General features: G+C 69.3%; 21 protein-coding genes and 2 pseudogenes. 5 read left to right on the top strand and 18 right to left on the bottom strand.

What is annotated here, in order from left to right; all coding sequences use genetic code 11:
• Positions 1–13 precede the first annotated feature (13 nt).
• The 3 genes and pseudogenes from pstA to pstS all read right to left on the bottom strand — a co-directional run bounded on the left by pstA (position 14) and on the right by pstS (position 2,953).
• Positions 14–871: a phosphate ABC transporter permease PstA gene (pstA, locus tag QM772_RS15720; RefSeq protein ID WP_415138094.1), complete on the bottom strand. Its 858-nt coding sequence runs from the start codon at positions 869–871 to the stop codon at positions 14–16.
• Positions 872–873: 2 nt separating this feature from the next.
• Positions 874–1,869 (bottom strand): phosphate ABC transporter permease subunit PstC, encoded by a 996-nt coding sequence (gene pstC, locus QM772_RS15715; RefSeq protein ID WP_415138092.1) that lies wholly within the window; start codon positions 1,867–1,869, stop codon positions 874–876.
• A 54-nt stretch (positions 1,870–1,923) separates the two neighbouring features.
• Positions 1,924–2,953 (bottom strand): annotated as a pseudogene (gene pstS / locus QM772_RS15710) (phosphate ABC transporter substrate-binding protein PstS).
• 109 nt (positions 2,954–3,062) lie between these two features.
• On the opposite strand from pstS, the gene ppx reads away from it, so the two are divergent.
• A complete protein-coding gene (gene ppx / locus QM772_RS15705; RefSeq protein ID WP_415138090.1) occupies positions 3,063–4,577 on the top strand; it encodes an exopolyphosphatase in 1,515 nt (504 codons plus the stop codon).
• 49 nt (positions 4,578–4,626) lie between these two features.
• Here the strand turns inward: ppx and QM772_RS15700 are convergent, their stop codons facing one another.
• Positions 4,627–5,388, bottom strand: coding sequence for a tyrosine-protein phosphatase (locus QM772_RS15700; RefSeq protein WP_415138088.1), 762 nt, complete (start codon positions 5,386–5,388; stop codon positions 4,627–4,629).
• 202 nt (positions 5,389–5,590) lie between these two features.
• On the opposite strand from QM772_RS15700, the gene QM772_RS15695 reads away from it, so the two are divergent.
• Together QM772_RS15695 and QM772_RS15690 are read left to right on the top strand one after the other, a co-directional pair.
• A complete protein-coding gene (locus QM772_RS15695; RefSeq protein WP_415138086.1) occupies positions 5,591–5,863 on the top strand; it encodes a YlcI/YnfO family protein in 273 nt (90 codons plus the stop codon).
• Positions 5,860–6,177 carry a type II toxin-antitoxin system RelE/ParE family toxin gene (locus tag QM772_RS15690; protein ID WP_415138084.1) on the top strand — a complete coding sequence of 106 codons (318 nt, stop codon included), beginning with the start codon at positions 5,860–5,862 and terminating at the stop codon, positions 6,175–6,177. Before QM772_RS15695 ends, QM772_RS15690 begins: the two co-directional genes overlap by 4 nt.
• A gap of 43 nt (positions 6,178–6,220) precedes the next feature.
• Here QM772_RS15690 and QM772_RS15685 read toward each other — a convergent pair whose 3' ends face one another.
• The 12 genes and pseudogenes from QM772_RS15685 to QM772_RS15630 form a co-directional block, all read right to left on the bottom strand.
• Positions 6,221–7,555, bottom strand: a complete 1,335-nt coding sequence (locus QM772_RS15685) for an ATP-binding protein (protein WP_415138082.1) — start codon at positions 7,553–7,555, stop codon at positions 6,221–6,223.
• Positions 7,552–8,235 carry a response regulator transcription factor gene (locus QM772_RS15680; RefSeq protein ID WP_415138080.1) on the bottom strand — a complete coding sequence of 228 codons (684 nt, stop codon included), beginning with the start codon at positions 8,233–8,235 and terminating at the stop codon, positions 7,552–7,554. The genes QM772_RS15685 and QM772_RS15680 overlap by 4 nt, the downstream gene beginning before the upstream one ends.
• Before the next feature lie 4 nt (positions 8,236–8,239).
• On the bottom strand, positions 8,240–8,575 hold the full coding sequence (locus QM772_RS15675; protein ID WP_415138078.1) for a hypothetical protein: 336 nt from the start codon (positions 8,573–8,575) through the stop codon (positions 8,240–8,242).
• A 4-nt stretch (positions 8,576–8,579) separates the two neighbouring features.
• A complete protein-coding gene (locus QM772_RS15670) occupies positions 8,580–9,050 on the bottom strand; it encodes a Spy/CpxP family protein refolding chaperone (RefSeq protein WP_415138076.1) in 471 nt (156 codons plus the stop codon).
• A gap of 81 nt (positions 9,051–9,131) precedes the next feature.
• Positions 9,132–10,154, bottom strand: coding sequence for an aldo/keto reductase (locus QM772_RS15665; RefSeq protein ID WP_415138074.1), 1,023 nt, complete (start codon positions 10,152–10,154; stop codon positions 9,132–9,134).
• 57 nt (positions 10,155–10,211) lie between these two features.
• On the bottom strand, positions 10,212–11,171 hold the full coding sequence (locus QM772_RS15660) for a Gfo/Idh/MocA family oxidoreductase (protein ID WP_415138072.1): 960 nt from the start codon (positions 11,169–11,171) through the stop codon (positions 10,212–10,214).
• A gap of 44 nt (positions 11,172–11,215) precedes the next feature.
• A complete protein-coding gene (locus QM772_RS15655; RefSeq protein ID WP_415139624.1) occupies positions 11,216–12,085 on the bottom strand; it encodes a class III extradiol dioxygenase subunit beta in 870 nt (289 codons plus the stop codon).
• Between the two features lie 129 nt (positions 12,086–12,214).
• Positions 12,215–12,583 (bottom strand): annotated as a pseudogene (gene ligA, locus QM772_RS15650) (protocatechuate 4,5-dioxygenase subunit alpha); the annotation flags it as partial.
• A 23-nt stretch (positions 12,584–12,606) separates the two neighbouring features.
• The gene (locus tag QM772_RS15645) at positions 12,607–12,975 is read right to left on the bottom strand and encodes a DUF1304 domain-containing protein (RefSeq protein WP_415138070.1); all 369 of its coding nucleotides are present in this window, start codon (positions 12,973–12,975) and stop codon (positions 12,607–12,609) included.
• Positions 12,976–13,003: 28 nt separating this feature from the next.
• On the bottom strand, positions 13,004–13,942 hold the full coding sequence (locus tag QM772_RS15640) for an amidohydrolase family protein (RefSeq protein ID WP_415138068.1): 939 nt from the start codon (positions 13,940–13,942) through the stop codon (positions 13,004–13,006).
• A gap of 7 nt (positions 13,943–13,949) precedes the next feature.
• On the bottom strand, positions 13,950–14,633 hold the full coding sequence (ligK, locus tag QM772_RS15635; protein WP_415138066.1) for a 4-carboxy-4-hydroxy-2-oxoadipate aldolase/oxaloacetate decarboxylase: 684 nt from the start codon (positions 14,631–14,633) through the stop codon (positions 13,950–13,952).
• A 2-nt stretch (positions 14,634–14,635) separates the two neighbouring features.
• Entirely contained in the window at positions 14,636–15,682 is a 1,047-nt protein-coding gene (locus QM772_RS15630) for an amidohydrolase family protein (protein WP_415138064.1), read from the bottom strand.
• A 139-nt stretch (positions 15,683–15,821) separates the two neighbouring features.
• Between QM772_RS15630 and QM772_RS15625 the strand changes: the two genes are divergently transcribed.
• Positions 15,822–16,733 (top strand): LysR substrate-binding domain-containing protein, encoded by a 912-nt coding sequence (locus QM772_RS15625; protein ID WP_415138062.1) that lies wholly within the window; start codon positions 15,822–15,824, stop codon positions 16,731–16,733.
• Positions 16,734–16,841: 108 nt separating this feature from the next.
• Here QM772_RS15625 and QM772_RS15620 read toward each other — a convergent pair whose 3' ends face one another.
• Positions 16,842–17,072, bottom strand: coding sequence for a hypothetical protein (locus QM772_RS15620; protein ID WP_415138060.1), 231 nt, complete (start codon positions 17,070–17,072; stop codon positions 16,842–16,844).
• 148 nt (positions 17,073–17,220) lie between these two features.
• Complete coding sequence (locus tag QM772_RS15615; RefSeq protein ID WP_415138058.1) at positions 17,221–17,421, bottom strand: hypothetical protein; 201 nt, start codon at positions 17,419–17,421, stop codon at positions 17,221–17,223.
• 103 nt (positions 17,422–17,524) lie between these two features.
• On the opposite strand from QM772_RS15615, the gene QM772_RS15610 reads away from it, so the two are divergent.
• On the top strand, positions 17,525–17,857 hold the full coding sequence (locus QM772_RS15610; RefSeq protein ID WP_415138056.1) for a hypothetical protein: 333 nt from the start codon (positions 17,525–17,527) through the stop codon (positions 17,855–17,857).
• Positions 17,858–17,877: the final 20 nt, after the last annotated feature.

The following is a 17,877-nucleotide window of genomic DNA, read 5'->3' as shown; positions in this document are numbered from 1 at the left end:
TGTTTGGCGTGGGTCAGTGCCCGGCCGAGCGCTCGCGGAAGAACACGCGGGCGACGATGTTGATGGCCAGCACGGTGAGCGTGATCAGCAGCGCGCCGGCCCAGGCCAGGCGGATCCAGTTGTCGTAGGGGCTCATGGCGAACTGGAAGATCACCACCGGCAGGTTGGCCATGGGCTGGTTCATGTCGGTGCTGAAGAACTGGTTGTTCAGCGCGGTGAACAGCAGCGGCGCGGTCTCGCCGCTGACGCGGGCCACGGCCAGCAGCAGGCCGGTGATGACGCCGCTGCGCGCGGCGCGCAGGGTGACCGTGAGCGCCACCTTCCAGCGCGGCGCGCCCAGCGCGGCCGCGGCCTCGCGCAGGCTGCCGGGCACCAGGCGCAGCATGTTCTCGGTGGTGCGCATCACCACCGGGATAGCGATCAGCGACAGCGCCACCGAGCCGGCGAAACCGGAGAAATGCCCCATCGGCGCCACCAGCACGGCATAGACGAACAGGCCCAGCACGATGGAGGGCGCCGACAGCATGATGTCGGTGACGAAGCGCGTCAGCTCGGCCGTGCGGCCCTCGTCGCCGTACTCGGCCAGGTAGATGCCGGCCAGGATGCCGATGGGCGTGGACACCAGCACCGTCAGACCCAGCATCATCAGGCTGCCGACGATGGCGTTGCGCAGGCCGCCGCCTTCCGAGCCGGGCGCCGGCGTGTCGTGGATGAACATGTTCAGATCGACCGCCGCCACGCCCTTGGAGAACAGGACGGCCAGGATCCACAGCAGCACCACCAGCCCCAGCACCATGGCGCCCATCGACAGGGTCAGGCCGATGGCGTTGGCGGTGCGGCGCTTGCGGTACAGAGCGCTTTCGGTTTGCATGGTCAGTTGCCCTTGGCGCGCTCGGCGCGGATGATCATGATCTTGGCCAGCGCCAGCACCACGAAGGTGATGACGAACAGCAGGAAGCCCAGCGCGAACAGCGTGGTCAGGTGCAGGTCGGCCGCCTCGCCGAACTCGTTGGCCAGCGTGGAGGCGATGGAGGTGCCGGGCGAGAACAGCGAACTCGGCAGGCGGTTGGCGTTGCCGATCACGAAGGTGACCGCCATCGTCTCGCCCAGCGCGCGGCCCAGGCCCAGCATGACGCCGCCGATCACCCCCTTCTGCGTGTAGGGCAGCACCACCTTGCGCACCACCTCCCAGGTGGTGCAGCCCAGGCCGTAGGCGGATTCGCGCAGGATGGGCGGCACGATCTCGAACACGTCGCGCATCACGGCCGCGATGTAGGGCAGGATCATGAAGGCCAGCACGATGCCGGCGGCCAGGATGCCCATGCCGTTGACGGCGCCGCCGAACAGCCAGCCCACCAGCGGCATGCCGCCCAGTACCTGTTGCAGCGGCATCTGCACGTAGTCGGCGAAGATGGGCGCGAACACGAACAGGCCGAACATGCCGTAGATGATGGACGGCACGGCCGCCAGCAGTTCGATGGCGGTGCCCAGCGGGCGGCGCAGCCAGGCGGGGCAGTTCTCGGTCAGGAACAGCGCGATGCCGAAGGCCAGCGGCACCGCCAGCAGCAGCGCGATGCCGGCGCTCAGCACCGTGCCGACGATGGCGATGGCGGCGCCGAACTGCTCGCCCACGACGTCCCACTCCACCGTCCACAGGAACTGCACGCCGAAGGTGCGGAACGTGGGCCAGGCGGTGACGAACAACGACACCAGGATGCCCACCAGCGCCGCCAGCACCAGCAGCGAGAACGCCTGCGTGCCGCGGTGGAACAGCGCGTCCTGCCAGCGCTGCCGGCGCGCGATGGCGGCCATGGAGGGGGAGACGATCGCCGGGGCCTCGGCGGGCGGTACGCTGTTCAGGGTGGTCATGCCCACGCTCATGCTGTCCTCGTGCGCTGGATTATGGAGTGCGGCGGCGCCCGCTCACTTGTTGTCGATCTGCGACCACACCTTGGCGCGGATGTCGGCCGTCAGCGCGTCGGGCAGGGGCACGTAGTCCAGCTCGGCGGCGGCCTGCTTGCCGCTCTTGAAGGCCCAGTCGAAGAACTTCAGCACCTCGGCGGACTGCGCCTTGTCGGCCGGCGCCTTGTACATCAGGATGAACGAGGCGGTGGAGATCGGCCAGGCGGCGTCGCCCTTGGCGCCCACCATCGAAACACCCATGCCCGGCACGCTGAACCAGTCCACGCCCGCGGCGGCGGCGGCGAAAGTGCTGTCGTCGGGGTTGACGAACTTGCCGGACTGGTTCTGCACCTGCATGTGGGTCAGCTTGTTCTTCTTGGCGTAGGCGTACTCGACGTAGCCGATGGCGCCCTTGATGCGGCCCACGTTGGCGGCCACGCCTTCGTTGCCCTTGCCGCCGACGGAGGTGGCGGCCGGCCACTTGACGGCGTTGCCCTTGCCCACCTTGTCGGCCCAGTCCTTGCTGACGGCGGTCAGGTAGTCGGTCCAGTTGAAGGTGGTGCCGGAGCCGTCGGCGCGGTGCACCACGGTGATGGCCTGGTCAGGCAGCTTCTTGCCGGGGTTGAGGGCGGCGAACTTGGGGTCGTTCCACTTGGCGATGGTGCCCATGAACATCTCGGCCAGCACCGGGCCGGTCACGCGCAGCTCGCCGGGCTGGAAGCCCTCGACGTTCAGCACCGGCACGGTGCCGCCGATGATGGCGGGGAACTGCACCAGGCCGTCCTTGGCCAGGTCGTCGGCGGACAGGGGCGAGTCGCTGGCGCCGAAGGCCACCGTCTTGGCGCGGATTCTGGCGCACGCCGCCCGAGGAGCCGATGGACTGGTAGTTCAGGCCCGTGCCGGTGGCGGCCTTGTAGCCTTCGGCCCACTTGGCATACACCGGGTACGGGAAGCTGGCGCCGGCGCCGGTGATGTCGGCCGCGTGCGCGGCGGTGCCGATGAAGGAGCCGACGGCGGCGAAAGCCAGGGCCTTGAGGAAGGTACGTTTCATTGCGGAAAGCCTCTCTGAGGGTTGAAGCAGATGCAGTGAATGTATGAACCCAATGTGACAGCTTCGTGACGTCACGAGAGGTCCCGCCGGTGCGCCACAATCGGCCGCCATGCAGATGACCGCCGACCGCCTCGCCGCCGTGGACCTGGGCTCCAACAGCTTCCGCCTCGAAATCGCCCGGCTGGAGCTGGGCCAGTTGCAGCGCATGGAGTACCACAAGGAGACCGTGCGCCAGGGCGCCGGCCTGGACGCCGAGCGCCGCCTGTCGCACGACGCCATGCAGCGCGGCTGGAACTGCCTGGCGCGCTTCGCCGAGCGGCTGGCGGGCTTCGAGCCGCACCAGGTGCGCGCCGTGGCCACGCAGACGCTGCGCGAGGCGCGCAACCGCGACGAGTTCCTGGCCGTGGCGCAACGGATCCTGGGCTTTCCGATCGACGTGATTTCCGGCCGCGAGGAAGCGCGCCTGATCTACCAGGGCGTGGCGCACCTGCTGCCGCAGTCGGACGAGCGGCGGCTGGTGCTGGACATCGGCGGGCGCTCCACCGAGCTGATCGTCGGCAGCGGCTACGCGCCGCGCGCCATGGAGTCCTTCCGCGTGGGCAGCGTGGCCTGGTCGATGCGCTACTTCCCCGAGGGCCAGCTCACGGCGCGCAACTTCGAGCGCGCCGAGATCGCCGCCAAGGCGGTGCTGGAGGAAGCCGCCAGCACGCACGGCCCCGACGAATGGGACGTGGCCTACGGCTGCTCGGGCACCGTGGGCGCCATCGCCGACACGCTGCTGGCGGCCGGCCAGTCACCCGGGCGCTACGCCATCACGCGCGAGGGCCTGGCCTGGCTGCGCGAGCGGCTGATCAAGGCCAGGCGCTTCGACGCCATCCGCCTCGAAGGCATCAAGGACGAGCGCAAGCCCGTCATCGCCGGCGGCCTGGCGGTGCTGTGCGCGGTGACCGAGCTGCTCGGCATCGACCGCATGCAGTACGCCTACGGCGCGCTGCGCCACGGCGCGCTGTACGACATGCTGGACCGGCAGGACCAGGCCACCGACGTGCGCGCCGCCGCCATCGCCTCGCTGGCCGCGCGCTTCTCGGCCGACGCGGCGCAGGGCCAGCGCGTGGCGCGCGTGGCGCAGCACCTGTTCGCGCAGTTGGCGCCGGGGCTGAAGAAGAAGCCGCGCCAGGAGGCCGAGCGCCAGATCGACTGGGCGGCGCGCCTGCACGAGATCGGCTCGCGCATCTCGCACGCCGACTACCACAAGCACGGCGCCTACATCCTGGACCACACCGACGTGTCGGGCTTCGCCCTGCACGAGCTGCACCAGCTCAGCAGCCTGGTGCTGGGCCACCGCGGCAAGCTGCGCAAGCTGGAGGCGCGGTTCGCCGAAGCACTGTTCATGCGCCAGCTGCTGGCGCTGCGGCTGGCGGTGATCCTGTGCCACGCGCGGCAGGAGCCGGAGCACGTGCGCCTGCGATTGAGCGTGGACGCGGAGCCGGCGCGCGGCTTCACGTTGAGCTGGCCCGCCGGCTGGGACGCGGACTGGCCGCAGTCGGCCCATCTGCTGCGCGAGGAAGCGGCGGCGTGGCAGAAGACGCCCTGGGGTCTGGCCGTCGGCCCGCATCAGGATTAATAGCCAAATCGGCCTCCAGCGCTTATCTGGCATGCGCTGGCAGCTATTATTAGGATAGCAAACCGTCTGGCGCAAGGTACAGCGCCCGGAGCCGCTCGCGCGCCGCGGGCGTCAGGTGCAACTGCTGCGCCAGGTAGCGATCGGGCCCGCCGAAGTCCTGGTCCACCGCTTGCAGCGCGGCGTCGAGGAAGGCTTCCTGCACGCGCCACAGCACGTTCAGCACCTCGCGCGGCGCGCGGCTGTCGTCCAGCGTTGGCATCTGGTAGAAGTCGTTGGTCAGCAGGTAATCCTGCATCACCACGTCGCGCGGCACGCCGAGCGCCAGCAGGATCAGCGCGGCGGCGAAGCCCGTGCGGTCCTTGCCGGCCGTGCAGTGGAAGACCAGCGGCTCGTCCGCCTCCAGCAGGTGCTCGAACAGCGCGGCGAAGCGCGCCGCGTTGTCGTGCACGAAGGCGCGGTAGGTGTGCTGCATCAACTCCACCGTGCGCGCCGGGGTGACCTGCTGGCCGGCGTCGATCAGATCCTTCATGCGCTGCACCACGGTAGGCTCGATGGGCAGCGGCACCTGCCGCGCGCCGGCCAGCTCGTAGGGCACGGCGGCGCGCTCGGCCACGCCGCGCAGGTCGAACGCGCGGGTGACGCCCAGCGCGCGCAGCCGCTCGGCGTCCTGCGGCGTCAGGCCCGCCAGGTGGTCGGAGCGGAACAGGCGCCGCCAGCGCACCGCGCGCCCGTCCGCCCCGGCGTAGCCGCCCAGATCGCGGAAGTTGCTGGCGCCGGCAAGGCGCAGAGAACGGTCGGGGTGGCTGGGCATGATGGCTCTGAAAACGTAGCGGATGAGTGGGAGAAGCCGATTTTCCACCAAGGATGAAGGAGGCACTTTTTGCCGCCGGGCCGCCCCAAGGCCCCCTCGGGGGGCGCCCGGCGTAGGGGCAGCGCACTACGCGAAGCGAGGGAGCGTGGGGGCCATTTCCTCATGCCTTGCCAGAGCATCGCATCTGCAATACATTGTCCGCATGAAGACTGCCACCATTCCCCCCGTCCGCGTCGACCCCGCTTTCCGCGAGGAAATGGAGCAGAGCCTGCAAGGCTCCGAGACGCTGGCCGCCCTGGTCGAAGTGTCCGTGCGCAACGAAATCGAGCGGCGCAAGACGCAAGCCGAATTCGTGCGCCGCGGCATGGCGGCCATCCAGGAAACCGTGGCCAGGAACAACGGCATACCCGCCGCCGAGATGATCGCGGAGCTGAAGCAGATGCTGGCCGCCGCGCGGCAACGCCAGCAAGCATGAGCTATCAGCTCATCTTCAGCCGGGCTGCGAGAGACGATCTCCGTCGCTTGTTCGACTTTCTGCTGGAGCGCGAGCTGTCCAGCCCCACGGGCGATCCGACGCTGCCCGACCGCGCCATCGAGGCCATCGAACGTGCCTGCCAGTTCCTGACGCACAGCCCCTTCAGCTGCCGCAAGGCGATCGCCAATCCGTTCATGCGCGAGCTGCTGATTTCATTCGGCCACTCGGGCTATGTGGCGCTGTTCGAGATCCAGGACGAACGGCGCGTGATCGTCGGCGCCGTGCGGCACCAGCGCGAAAGCGACTATCATTGAAAAATCGGGCCCCAGCGCCCGTCCAGCAAGCGCTGACAGCTATTCAATTCATAGTATTCATCGGCACCGGCAGCTCCACGCACACCAACAGACCGGGCGCCGCGTTGCGCACAGACAGACGCCCGCCGTGCGCCTGCGCCACCAGCCGCACCAGGTACAGCCCCAGGCCCACGCCGCCGCTGCCGCGCTGGCGCGCGCCGTCGGGCCGGTAGAACGCCTCCGACAGGCGCTCGATCACCTCGGGCGGCACGCCGGGGCCGTGGTCGCGCACCTCGATCGCCGCGCCGCCGCCGGGCAGCGCGGCCAGCCGCACCTGCGGCGGCGGCGCGCCGGGCGGGGTGTGGCGCAGCGCGTTGTCGAGCAGGTTGCGCAGCAGCAGGCGCACGCGGGCGGCGTCGAGCGGCAGCTCGGCCGGCAGGCCCGGCTCGGCATGCAGCGACACTTTGCCGGTGGCCGCCAATTGCGCGATCACCTCGCGCGCCAGCGCGGACAGATCGGTCGGCTCGCGCTGCAAGGCGGCGTGCGGGCTGGCCAGGCGCTCGCTCTCCAGCAGGTCGGTGATCAGCTCGCGCATCTGCGCCAGGTCGCGCAGCAGGGCCGCGCGGGCCGTTTCAGCGTCGCCGCCTTCGGGCAGCAGCTCGGCGTTCAGGCGCGCGCGCGTGAGCGGGCTGCGCAGCTCGTGGCTGATGGCCAGCAGCAGGCCGCGCTTGGCGTCGAGCATCTGGCGGATGTCGGCGGCCATCTGGTTCACGGTCTGCGCCAGTTCGCTCAGCTCGTCCGGGTGGCGCGCGTGGCGCACCGGGATCGGCTCGTCGAAGCGGCCGGCGCCGAAGCGCCGCGCGCCGGCGCCGATGTCGCGGATGGGGCGCAGCAGGCGGTGCACCAGCGCGTAGGCCAGCGCCGTCAGCACCAGCAGCGCGGCCAGCGTGAACCCGGCGATGCGCGTCGCCTCGCCCTGCCCCGCGCGCGCCGTGAGCGACAGGACGATGCGGTGGCCGTCGGCCGTGGCGCGCGTGACGGTGGCGCGGTGGCCGCCGCGCTCGCTCGCCCACCGCGGGCCGCGCTCGGGCGGCGGCGCGGACTGCCAGTTGACGCGCGGCCCTTCGATGCGCACCGCCACCGGCAGGCGCGCGGCAATGGCCTGCGCGCGCTCGATGCTGGGTGGCGAGCCGATCTCGGCCGCCAGCCGGTCGGCGTAGTCGCCGATCAGCGGATCGACCGCGCCGCGCCAGCCGGCCGAGAACGCGCGGCCGATGCCGCCCAGGAAGGCGGCGCTCATCGCCAGCGCCAGCAGCACGAACAGCAGCACCAGCCGCACGCGCAGCGAATGGCGCGCGCGGCGCCACCAGCCTGGCGTGGGGCTCGCTCCCCCGCTCATGGCGAAAGCCGTTGCAGCGCCAGCGTGTAGCCGGCGTTGCGCAGGGTCTTGATGGCGTCCAGCGGCTCCAGCTTCTTGCGCAGGCGGCTCACCACGATGTCCACCGCGCGGGTGTAGAGGTCGGCCTCGTGCCCGCGCAACGCGGCCAGGATGTCGTCGCGGCTCCACACCCGGCCGGGCGCGCGCGCCAGCAGGTGCAGCAGGTCGAATTCGGTGCTGGTCAGCTCCACCGCCTGCCCCAGGCGCGACACGCCGCGCGTGGCGGCGTCGATCACCAGGCCGTCGAAGCGCAGCGGCGCCTCGGCCGCCATGGGCGCGGCCGAGCGGCGGCGCAGGATGGCCTGCACGCGCGCCACCAGCTCGCGCGGCTCGAAGGGCTTGGGCAGGTAGTCGTCGGCGCCCAGCTCCAGGCCGACCACGCGGTCGGTCAGCTCGCCGCGCGCGGTCAGCATGAGGATGGGCAAATCGCTCCCCTGCCGGATGGCGCGGCACAGCTCGAAGCCGTCCATCTCGGGCAGCATCACGTCCAGGATGGCGGCGTCGATGCCGCCCTGCCGCAGACGCGCGAGGCCCTCGCCCGGCGTCAGCGCCTGCTCCAGCGCCAGGCCGAAGCGCTGGACGTACTGCGCCAGCGGCGGCCCGAGGTGCTCGTCGTCGTCGATCAGCAGGATGCGGGGCATGCGCTCATTCTGGCAGCGCGGCGCTTACCGCTGGCCCGGTGCCGAGCGCGCGGTGGCGCAGGATCAGGCGGCGCAGGCGCTGCTGCACCGGGCGCCCCAGGGCGTCGAAGGCGTCGGCCATCTGCAACAGGCCGGACAGCAGCGGCACGGCGTCGGCGGGCCGCTCGCGCAGCAGCCGGGTCCACAGGGCCAGCGCATGGGTGCGGTCGAACCGCGGGCCCCAGACCATGGCCAGCCATTCGTCGTGGGGATCGCCGGCGCCGGCCAGCAGGGCCGGGCCGAGCGCCCGGGCCTGCCGCACCAGCGGCTGCAACGCGGGGCCGACGGCCAGGCGGGGCATGGGCTCAGCCCCTGCCCCAGCCGCGGCGGCGCTCGATGAAGCCGCGCACCTTCTGCTGCTGCGCCGCGTCCAGGCTGTCGTAGAAGTCGGCCAGCGCGGCGATGACCTCGGGGCTGCCGCTCCTGAGGGCATCCGTCTTCTGCTGCGCCAGCGCCTGGGCCTTGGCGCGGTCGAACTGGCGGCCGGCGATCAGCGACTGGACTTCGGCGTGCGGGTCGGCGCCACCGCGCACGGCCAGGCGCTGCGCGTGCAGCTTGTCGCCCAGCACGGTGAGCTTGGCCTTCTGCTCGGCGTTCAGGTCCAGCTTGCCGGCGATGCGATCGACCATCTTGCCGCGCCACTGGGCAGCCTGCTCGGGCGTGGCGTCGGCCCCCCAGCCGCCGTGGTGCATGCGGTGGCCGCAGGCGGTCAGGCTGCCCAGCACGAGGGTGGCGCCGGCCAGGCCGAGGAGAGAGCGTTTGATCCAGGGTTTCATGTGCATGCCTTTCAGAACATGAACCCGATGGTGCCGGCCAGGCGGCGCGGCGTCTTCTCGCCGCCGTATCGCTGTGTTTCGTTATTTTTCGGTCGCGGCCACGTCTTCGGTGTCCACCTCGCGCCGCGCCTGCTCGGCGTAGCGGTGGCCGCTGACGGCGGCGGCCAGCGCGCCCACCCGCGCCAGCGCATCCGCGGACAGGCGCACGCCGGCCGCGCCCAGGTTCTCGCGCAGGTGCGCCACCGAGCGCGTGCCGGGGATGGGCAGGATGTCGTCGCCCTGGTGCAGCCCCCAGGCCAGCGCGAGTTGCGCGGGGGTGCAGCCGGCTTCCACGGCAATGGCCTTGAAGCGCGCCAGCAGCGCCAGGTTGCGCGCGAAATGCTCAGGCGTGAAGCGCGGCATGGGGCGGCGGATGTCCTTCTCGGGCAGCGCATCGACGGCCGCCTGGTCGGGCAGCGCGCCAGCCAGGAAGCCCCGGCCGACCGGGCTGAAGGCGACGAAGCTCACGCCCAGCTCGCGGCAGGCGGCCAGCACGGCGATCTCGGGGTTGCGCGTCCACGGCGAATACTCGGTCTGCAACGCGGCGACGGGGTGCACGGCGTGCGCGCGCCGCAGCGTGGCGGCCGACACCTCCGACAGGCCGATGGCGCGCACCTTGCCCGCGCGCGCCAGGTCGGCCAGCGCGCCCACGCTGTCCTCGATGGGCACCTGCTTGTCCCAGCGGTGCAGGTAGTAGAGATCGATCACGTCGGTCTTCAGCCGCCGCAGCGAGCCCTCGCAGGTGGCGCGGATGGTTGCCGGCCGGCCGTCGATCACGCGGCCGGGCTGCACGGTGCCGTCGCCCGCCTCGTGCGTCATGCCGCACTTGCTGGCCAGGGTGAAGCGCCGGCGGTGCGGCGCCAGCACGCGGCCGACGATGGTCTCGCTGACGCCGAAGCCGTACAGCGCCGCGGTGTCGAAGTGCGTGACGCCCGCATCCAGCGCGGCCATCAGCAGGCGCTCGGCCTCGTCCTGCGGCGGCGGCGCGCCGTAGGCGTGGCAGATGTTCATGCAGCCCAGGCCGATGGCCGAGACAGTGAAGGGGCCGAGTTGTCGCTGTTGCATGGTTTTCAAACAAAATCGGCCGCCAGCGCCCGCCAATAAAGCGCGAGCAGCTATTAATCAAGGAGCACTCAGCTGTTGCTCCAGCTCGTGCAGCACCCGGTAGCACGGCAGCACCTGGGCCACGCTGCTGTTGGGCTCGCGGCCTTCGCGGATGGCGGCGAAGAACTCGCGGTCCTGCAATTCGATGCCGTTCATCGACACATCGACCTGGCTCACGTCGATCTTCTCCTCCTTGCCATTCACTAGGTCGTCGTAGCGCGCGATGTAGGTCGCCGTGTCGCCGATGTAGCGGAAGAAGGTGCCCAGCGGGCCGTCGTTGTTGAAGCTCAAGGAGAGCGTGCAGATGGCGCCGTTGGCGGCCTTGAGCTGGATGCTCATGTCCATGGCGATGCCCAGCTCGGGATGGATCGGCCCCTGCACGGCGTTGGCCTTCACGATCGGGCTGCCGCACTGCCAGGCGAACAGGTCCACCGTGTGCGCGGCGTGGTGCCACAGCAGGTGGTCGGTCCACGAGCGCGGCTGGCCCAGCGCGTTCATGTTGGTGCGGCGGAAGAAGTAGGTCTGCACGTCCATCTGCTGGATGTGGAACTCGCCGGCCTGAATCTTCTGGTGCACATACTGGTGGCTGGGGTTGAAGCGCCGCGTGTGGCCGACCATGGCGACCAGGCCGGTCTGCTTCTGCAGCGCCAGCACTTCCTCGCCGGCCTTCAGCTCGTCGCACAGCGGGATCTCCACCTGCACGTGCTTGCCGGCCTTCAGGCAGGCGATGGACTGCGATGCGTGCATCTGCGTGGGCGTGCACAGGATCACCGCATCCACCTCCTTCAGCGCCAGGCTGTCCTCGAGGTTCGTGGTCACGTGCGGGATGCCGTACTTCGCAGCAACCTCCTTCGTCTTGTCCAGCTCGCGGCTGACCAGCGAGATGACTTGCACGCCCTCGATGTTCTGGATGCCGTCCAGGTGCTTGATGCCGAAGGCGCCGGCGCCGGCCAGCGCGACGTTGATGGTCTTGCTCATGTCACTCCTTTATTCATAGCTGCTCGCGCTCGTCCAGCGGGCGGTCAGGGCTGATTTTCTTCAAGAATGAGGTGGCCGACGGCGGTGTTCGACGCCGGCACGTGGAAGAAGCGGTGCGCCACGGTGGGCGCCCTGCCGCCGGTCACGTCGGCCATGGCGCCGCGGGCGATCAGCCACATCACCAGCTCGATGCCCTCGCTGCCGGCCTCGCGCACGTACTCGATGTGCGGCAGGGTGGCGAGGTTCTTCGGGTCGGCGATCAGGCGGTCGAGGAACTTGTTGTCCCATTCGGCGTTGATGAGGCCGGCGCGCGGGCCCTGCAACTGGTGGCTCATGCCGCCGGTGCCCCAGATCTGCACTTTCAGCGGCTCGTCGTAGCTCTCGATGGCGCGGCGGATCGCCTGCCCCAGCGCGAAGCAGCGCGCACCCGAGGGCACCGGGTACTGCACCACGTTGACGTGGAAGGGAATCACCTTCACCGGCCACGCGGCGGGCGAGCCGAACAGCAGGTTCATCGGCACGGTGAGGCCGTGGTCCACCTTCAGGTCGTTGACGATGGTGAGGTCGAAGTCCTGCTGGATGACGGACTGCGCGATGTGGCTCGCCAGCTCCGGGTGGCCGACAACCTTGGGCACGGGGCGCGGGCCGTAGCCCTCGTCGGCGGGCTCGAACTCGGCGGCGGTGCCGATGGCAAACGTCGGGATCACACCCAGGTCGAAATTGGTGGCGTGGTCGTTGTAGACCAGGAACACCACGTCGGGCAGGTGCTCGCGCATCCACTGCTTGGAAGGCTCGTAGCCGGCGAACAGCGGCTGCCAGTAGGGCTCGCCGGTCTTGCCCAGGTCGATGGCGGCGCCGATGGCCGGCACGTGCGATGAATAGACCGAGGCGGTGATGCGCGCCTGCCCTTTCACTCCTTTTTCAGTAGCTGCCTGCGCTTTCTCCACCTGCGCTGCAAGCCTTTTTTGTGCATTTTCTTCCCAGGCCTTCCATGCCTCGGACTGGCTCACCGGCCCCTGCGCGTCGCCGCTCTCGCCCTGGTAGCGGTTGCCTTCCGGGCTGCGGCCGCCGTGGATCATCATGTCGCGGTACTGCTGCTCCGTCATGCCGGTCATGCTGCCGGCCATCTGCTGGAAGCTCAGGCCGTCGGTGGCGCCGAGCTTGGCCAGGAAGTAGATGTTGCCGCCGGTGCGCATGGCCCAGTTCAGGTCGCGCGCGCGCACCGCCGCCTTCTGCTCGTCGGTCATGGGCCATTCGGCCAGGTAGGCGTCCTCGTCCTGCTTGAAGCGCGCGCGGTTCTCGGCCTTCATCAGGCTCATGCAGAACTGGTTGAGCCAGTAGCCCTTGCGGCTCTGGTCGGCGTCGAAGATGGTCGTGCCGGGCACGTCGAGGTAGGGTTTTTCAAGCGCCATGGCCTGTCTCCTTGGATTTCAGCTTACAGCCCGAGCAGCACCGCGGCCAGCGCCAGCAGCGCCGGCAGCGCCTGGACGAAGAAGATGCGGCGCGACGCCGTGGCCGCGCCGTACAGCCCGGCCACCGCCACGCAGCCCAGGAAGAACACGGCCACGTGGCGTTGCCAGGCAGCGTCGCCGATCAGCAGCGCCCAGACGAGCCCCGCCGCCAGGAAACCGTTGTAGAGCCCCTGGTTGGCCGCCAGCACGCGCGTCGGCGGGAACAGCTCCGGACTCAGCGAGCCCTTGAACACCTTCGGCCCCTTGGTCGTCCACGCGAACATCTCCAGGTACAGGATGTAGAGGTGCTCCAGGGCAATGAGCGCGATCAGGACAAGGGCAGCGGCTTTCATCGGTTCAGTCCTTCGGTTGGCAGCTATGTCACGCGCCGGCGGCGTCGGGCCAATACAGGCGCATCGGGTTGTCCACCAGCAGCTTCTTTCGCAGCTCGGCGGTGGGCGCGATGTGCGGGATGAAGTCCACCAGCAGGCCGTCGTCGGGCATGTGGTCCTTCAGGTTGGGGTGCGGCCAGTCGGTGCCCCACAGCACGCGGTCGGGAAACTCCTGCACCACGCGGCGCGCGAAGGGCACCACGTCGCGGTAGGCGCTGCGCTCGCCGTTCAGCGCGGGCGGGCCGTCCACGCTCAGGCGCTCGGGGCAGCTCACCTTGCTCCACACGTTGGCGTGCTCGCGCATGAACTTCAGGAACAGCGCGAACTCGTCGCTGTCCACGCCCTTGCTCACATCCGGCCGGCCCATGTGATCGACGACCACGGTGGTCGGCAGGCTGGTGAAGAAGTCCCACAGCTCGGGCAGGTCCACCGCCTCGAAGTAGATGACGACGTGCCAGCCCAGCTTGTGGATGCGCCCGGCGATCTCCATCAGCTCGTCCTTGGGCGTGAAGTCCACCAGCCGCTTGACGAAGTTGAAGCGCACGCCGCGCACGCCGGCGGCATGCAGCGCTTGCAACTCTTCGTCCGTCACGCTGCGCTTGACGGTGGCCACGCCGCGCGCCTTGCCGCCCGAAGCTTGCAGCGCATCGACCAGCGCGCGGTTGTCGGCGCCGTGGCAGGTGGCCTGCACGACGACGTTGCGCGCGAAGCCCAGGTGGTCGCGCAGCGCGAACAGCTGCGCCTTGCCGGCGTCGCAGGGCGTGTACTTGCGCTCGGGCGCGTAGGGGAACTCGGCGCCGGGGCCGAACACGTGGCAGTGCGCGTCCACGCTGCCGGGCGGCAGCTGGAACCGGGGCTTGCTGGGGCCGTCGTACCAGTCCAGCCAGCCGGCGGTCTTCTCGAAGGGGCCTGTGGTGGGCTTGCTCATGGCGTCCTCAATCGATGTAGCGCAGGCCGGCCTTCTCCAGGCCCTCGCGCATCTTGTAGTAGTCCAGACCCAGCGTGCCGGCGGCGAAGATGGCGCGCTTGCCGCCTTCGTTGGCCTCGCGCTTGCGCGCCGTCTCCAGCGTCTGGGCGGCGATGGCGCGCGGCACGCAGACCACGCCGTCGTCGTCGGCCACGACCACGTCGCCGGGCGTGACGTAGGCGCCCGCGCAGACGATGGGGATGTTCACCGAGCCCGGCGTGGCCTTGATGGTGCCCTTGGCGGACACGTAGCGGCTCCAGACCGGGAAGCCCATCTCGCGCAGCACCTTGGTGTCGCGCACGCCGGCCTCGATGACCAGCGCCCGCGCGCCGCGCGCCTGGAAGCTGGTGGCCAGCAGGTCGCCGAAATAGCCGTCGCTGCACTCGGCGGTGACGGTGGCCACCACGATGTCGCCGGGCCGGATCTGCTCCGCCGCCACGTGCATCATCCAGTTGTCGCCGGGTTGCAGCAGCACGGTGACGGCCGTGCCCGAGACCGCCGCGTCCTGCTGGATCGGGCGCATGTAGGGCTTCATCAAGCCCACGCGGCCCATGGCCTCGTGCACGGTGGCCGAGCCGAAGGCGGCCAGTGCGTCGGCCACTTCGCGGTCGGTGCGTTCGATGTTGCGGTAGACAACGCCGAGTTCGTACATGGTCACAGTCCCTTTGCTTTCAGTGCCGCGTCCAGGCGCGGGAAGACGCGCCGCGCGTTGCCCTCGAACACCTGGTAGCGCTGCTCATCCGTCAGGTTGGCCGTGGCGTTGACGTAGCGCTTGGTGTCGTCGTAGTAGTGGCCGCTCGTAGGGTCGATGCCGCGCACGGCGCCGATCATCTCGCTGGCGAACAGGATGTTCTTCACCGGGATCACCTTGGTCAGCAGGTCGATGCCCGGCTGGTGGTACACGCAGGTGTCGAAGAAGATGTTGTTCAGGATGTGATCCTGAAGCAGCGGCTTCTTCATCTCCTGCGCCAGCCCGCGGAAGCGCCCCCAGTGGTAGGGCACCGCGCCGCCGCCGTGCGGGATGACGAACCTCAGCGTCGGGAAGTCCTTGAACAGGTCGCCCTGGATGCACTGCATCACCGCCGTGGTGTCGGCGTTCAGGTAGTGCGCGCCGGTGGTGTGGAAGCAGGCGTTGCAGCTGGTGCTGACGTGCACCATCGCCGGGATGTCGTACTCCACCATCTTCTCGTAGATGGGGTACCAGTGGCGGTCGGTCAGCGGCGGGCTGGTCCAGTGGCCGCCGCTCGGGTCGGGGTTGAGGTTGATGCCGACGAAGCCGTATTGCTTGACGCACTTCTCCAGCTCGGGGATGCACGTCTTGGGATCGACGCCCGGCGACTGCGGCAGCATGGCGGCGCCGATGAAGTTGTCGGGGAACAGTTGCGACACGCGGTAGCACAGCTCGTTGCAGATCGCCGCCCAGGTGCTGGAGACCTCGAAGTCGCCGATGTGGTGCGCCATGAAGCTGGCGCGCGGGCTGAAGATGGTCACATCGCTGCCGCGCTCCTTCATCAGCCGCAGCTGGTTCTGCTCGATGGATTCGCGCAGCTCGTCGTCGGAAATCCTCAGGTCGGCCACGCGGGGCCTGGCCGCCGGGTCCTGGATGCCGGCGATCTGCTGGTTGCGCCAGCTCTCCAGCGCCTTGGGCGCGGTGGTGTAGTGGCCGTGGCAGTCGATGATGAGCGGTTGGGCCTGGCTCATGGGTCTCCTCTCGTTGTGGTCCGCAAGACTGAAAGCGATTGTGCGTGGCCCGGCCCCCTGCCGCCAGCGGCGCGGGCCACTACCAGATAGATCAGATCGGCATAGTTTGTAGATCGCTATGCCAGAATCAACGCTCGTCATGGACCTGCGCCAGCTTGAATACTTCATCCGCGTGGCCGAGCTCGGCAGCTTCACGCGCGCGTCGGCCGCGCTGGGCGTGGCCCAGCCCGCCCTCAGCCGGCAGGTGAGGCAGCTGGAAGTGGAGCTGCGCCAGAACCTGCTGCAACGCAACGGCCGCGGCGCCGTGCCCACCGAGGCCGGCGCGCTGCTGCTGGAGCATGGGCGCGGCATCCTGCACCAGGTGCAGCGCGTGCGCGAAGAGATGGCCCGCCTGCGCGGCGGCCTGGCCGGGCGCGTGGCGCTGGGCCTGCCGCCCACCGTGGCCCGGGCCCTGGCCATCCCGCTCACCCACGAATTCCGCGCGCGGCTGCCCGAGGCGCGGCTGGCCCTCATCGAGGCGCTGTCCGCCAACATGCAGGAGCAACTGACCTCCGGGCGGCTCGACGTGGCCGTGCTCTACAACCCTCAGCCCGCCCCCGGCATCGAAACCGCGCTGCTGGCCAGCGAACAACTGCTGCTGGTGCAGGCGCGCGCGCAGGCCGGCGGCAGCGCCGGCGACGTCACCATCGCCCAGGCCAGCCGCGCGCCGCTGGTCATCCCCAGCCGGCCCAACGCCATCCGCATGCACGTCGAGGCCCGCATGGCCGCCGCCGGCTGCACGCCGCTCGTGGCGCTGGAAATCGACGGCGTGCGCACCATCCTCGACCTGGTGGAAGGCGGCGCCGGCGCCGCCGTGCTCTCGCGCCAGGCGGTGGCCAGCGCGCCCCGGCCCGAGGCCTTCACCACCCGCCGCATCCTCCTGCCCGGCGGCGAGCCGCTGCGCATCCACCTCTACACCGCCCAGAGCGCCCTGCGCCCCTCCACCGGCACCCAGCAGGCGCTGCTGGCGCTGCTGCGGCAAGTGGCCCAGGAACATCTGGATCAGCAGTGACGCTACTTATTACATAGCTGCCAGCGCTTATTCCACAACGGCTGGAGGCCGATTTCTATGGAATTCAGGCTGCCGCGGCCTCTACCACGTCCTGGGCGAAGCGGCCCATCATGCCCTCGGATCGCCGTGGTGGCGCACCCACGCAGGCAGGGCGACGCCTTCGCGGGTCAAGAGCTGCACCCGCACGCCCTGCGCGGCGCTGTAGCCTTTGTTGGTGATGGTCAGCTTGGCCGCAGCGGTCCTGGTCTGCTGCACACCGATCTCCAGCGCGGTGGGCTCGGGAGTGAGGCCGGGGCGCGCTTCGTGCAACTGGTAGTAGGCCGACGCCAAAGCGCTCAAGGACGGGGTTCAGGATGAAATCGGGCTCCAGCGCGCGTCCAGCAAGCGCTGGCAGCTATGGAATTAATAGGAACAGGAAGATGCAGCGCTCTTTCCGGCCGGGGGAGACGAAGAGAAGGCTTGATTTGCATTTGGTGTTGCGGGGGGATTAATTTTCATCTGACCCCATTTTGCTTGACCCCATTTTGCTGATGTCGATGGCGCCGATCTCGGGGCTGCTGACCAGGCGCACCCAGGCGGGCGGGGCGGCGCCTTCACGGGTCAGGAGCTGTACCCGCACGCCCTGCGCGGCGCTGTAGCCCTTGTTGGTGATGGTCAGCTTGCCGCTGGCGGTCTTGGTTTGCTGCACGCCGATTTCCAGCGCGGTGGGCTCGGGGGTCAGGCCAGGGCGCGCTTCGTGCAGCTGGTAGCCAAGCCGGGCGACGCCAAAGCGCTCAAGGACGAGGTTCTGGATGAAATCAGACTCCAGCGCGCGTCCAGCAAGCGCTGGCAGCTATGGAATTGATAGGAACAGAAAGATGCAGCGCCCTGCCCGGCCGGGGGAGACGAAGAGAAGGCTTGATTTGCATTTGGTGTTGCGGGGGATTAATTTTCATCTAACCCCGTTTCACCATTCCACCCTCCCACAAAGAGGGCATCTTAACGATAATCTTCCAAAAACCATATATAAATCAAAATCCACGCAAGAAGAGCAAAGAAGAACATCAACTTACTCATCTTCATCATCTATCCATCGTGCCACGAATGGCGAAATCAACCAAAAAATCACCAGCACAACAACATGAAGATAAGGCGCATTCAGCCA

The organism is Ottowia sp. (assembly GCF_047601385.1).
Taxonomy (GTDB): domain Bacteria; phylum Pseudomonadota; class Gammaproteobacteria; order Burkholderiales; family Burkholderiaceae_C; genus Ottowia.
This window is presented reverse-complemented; position numbering and strand designations above follow the sequence as displayed.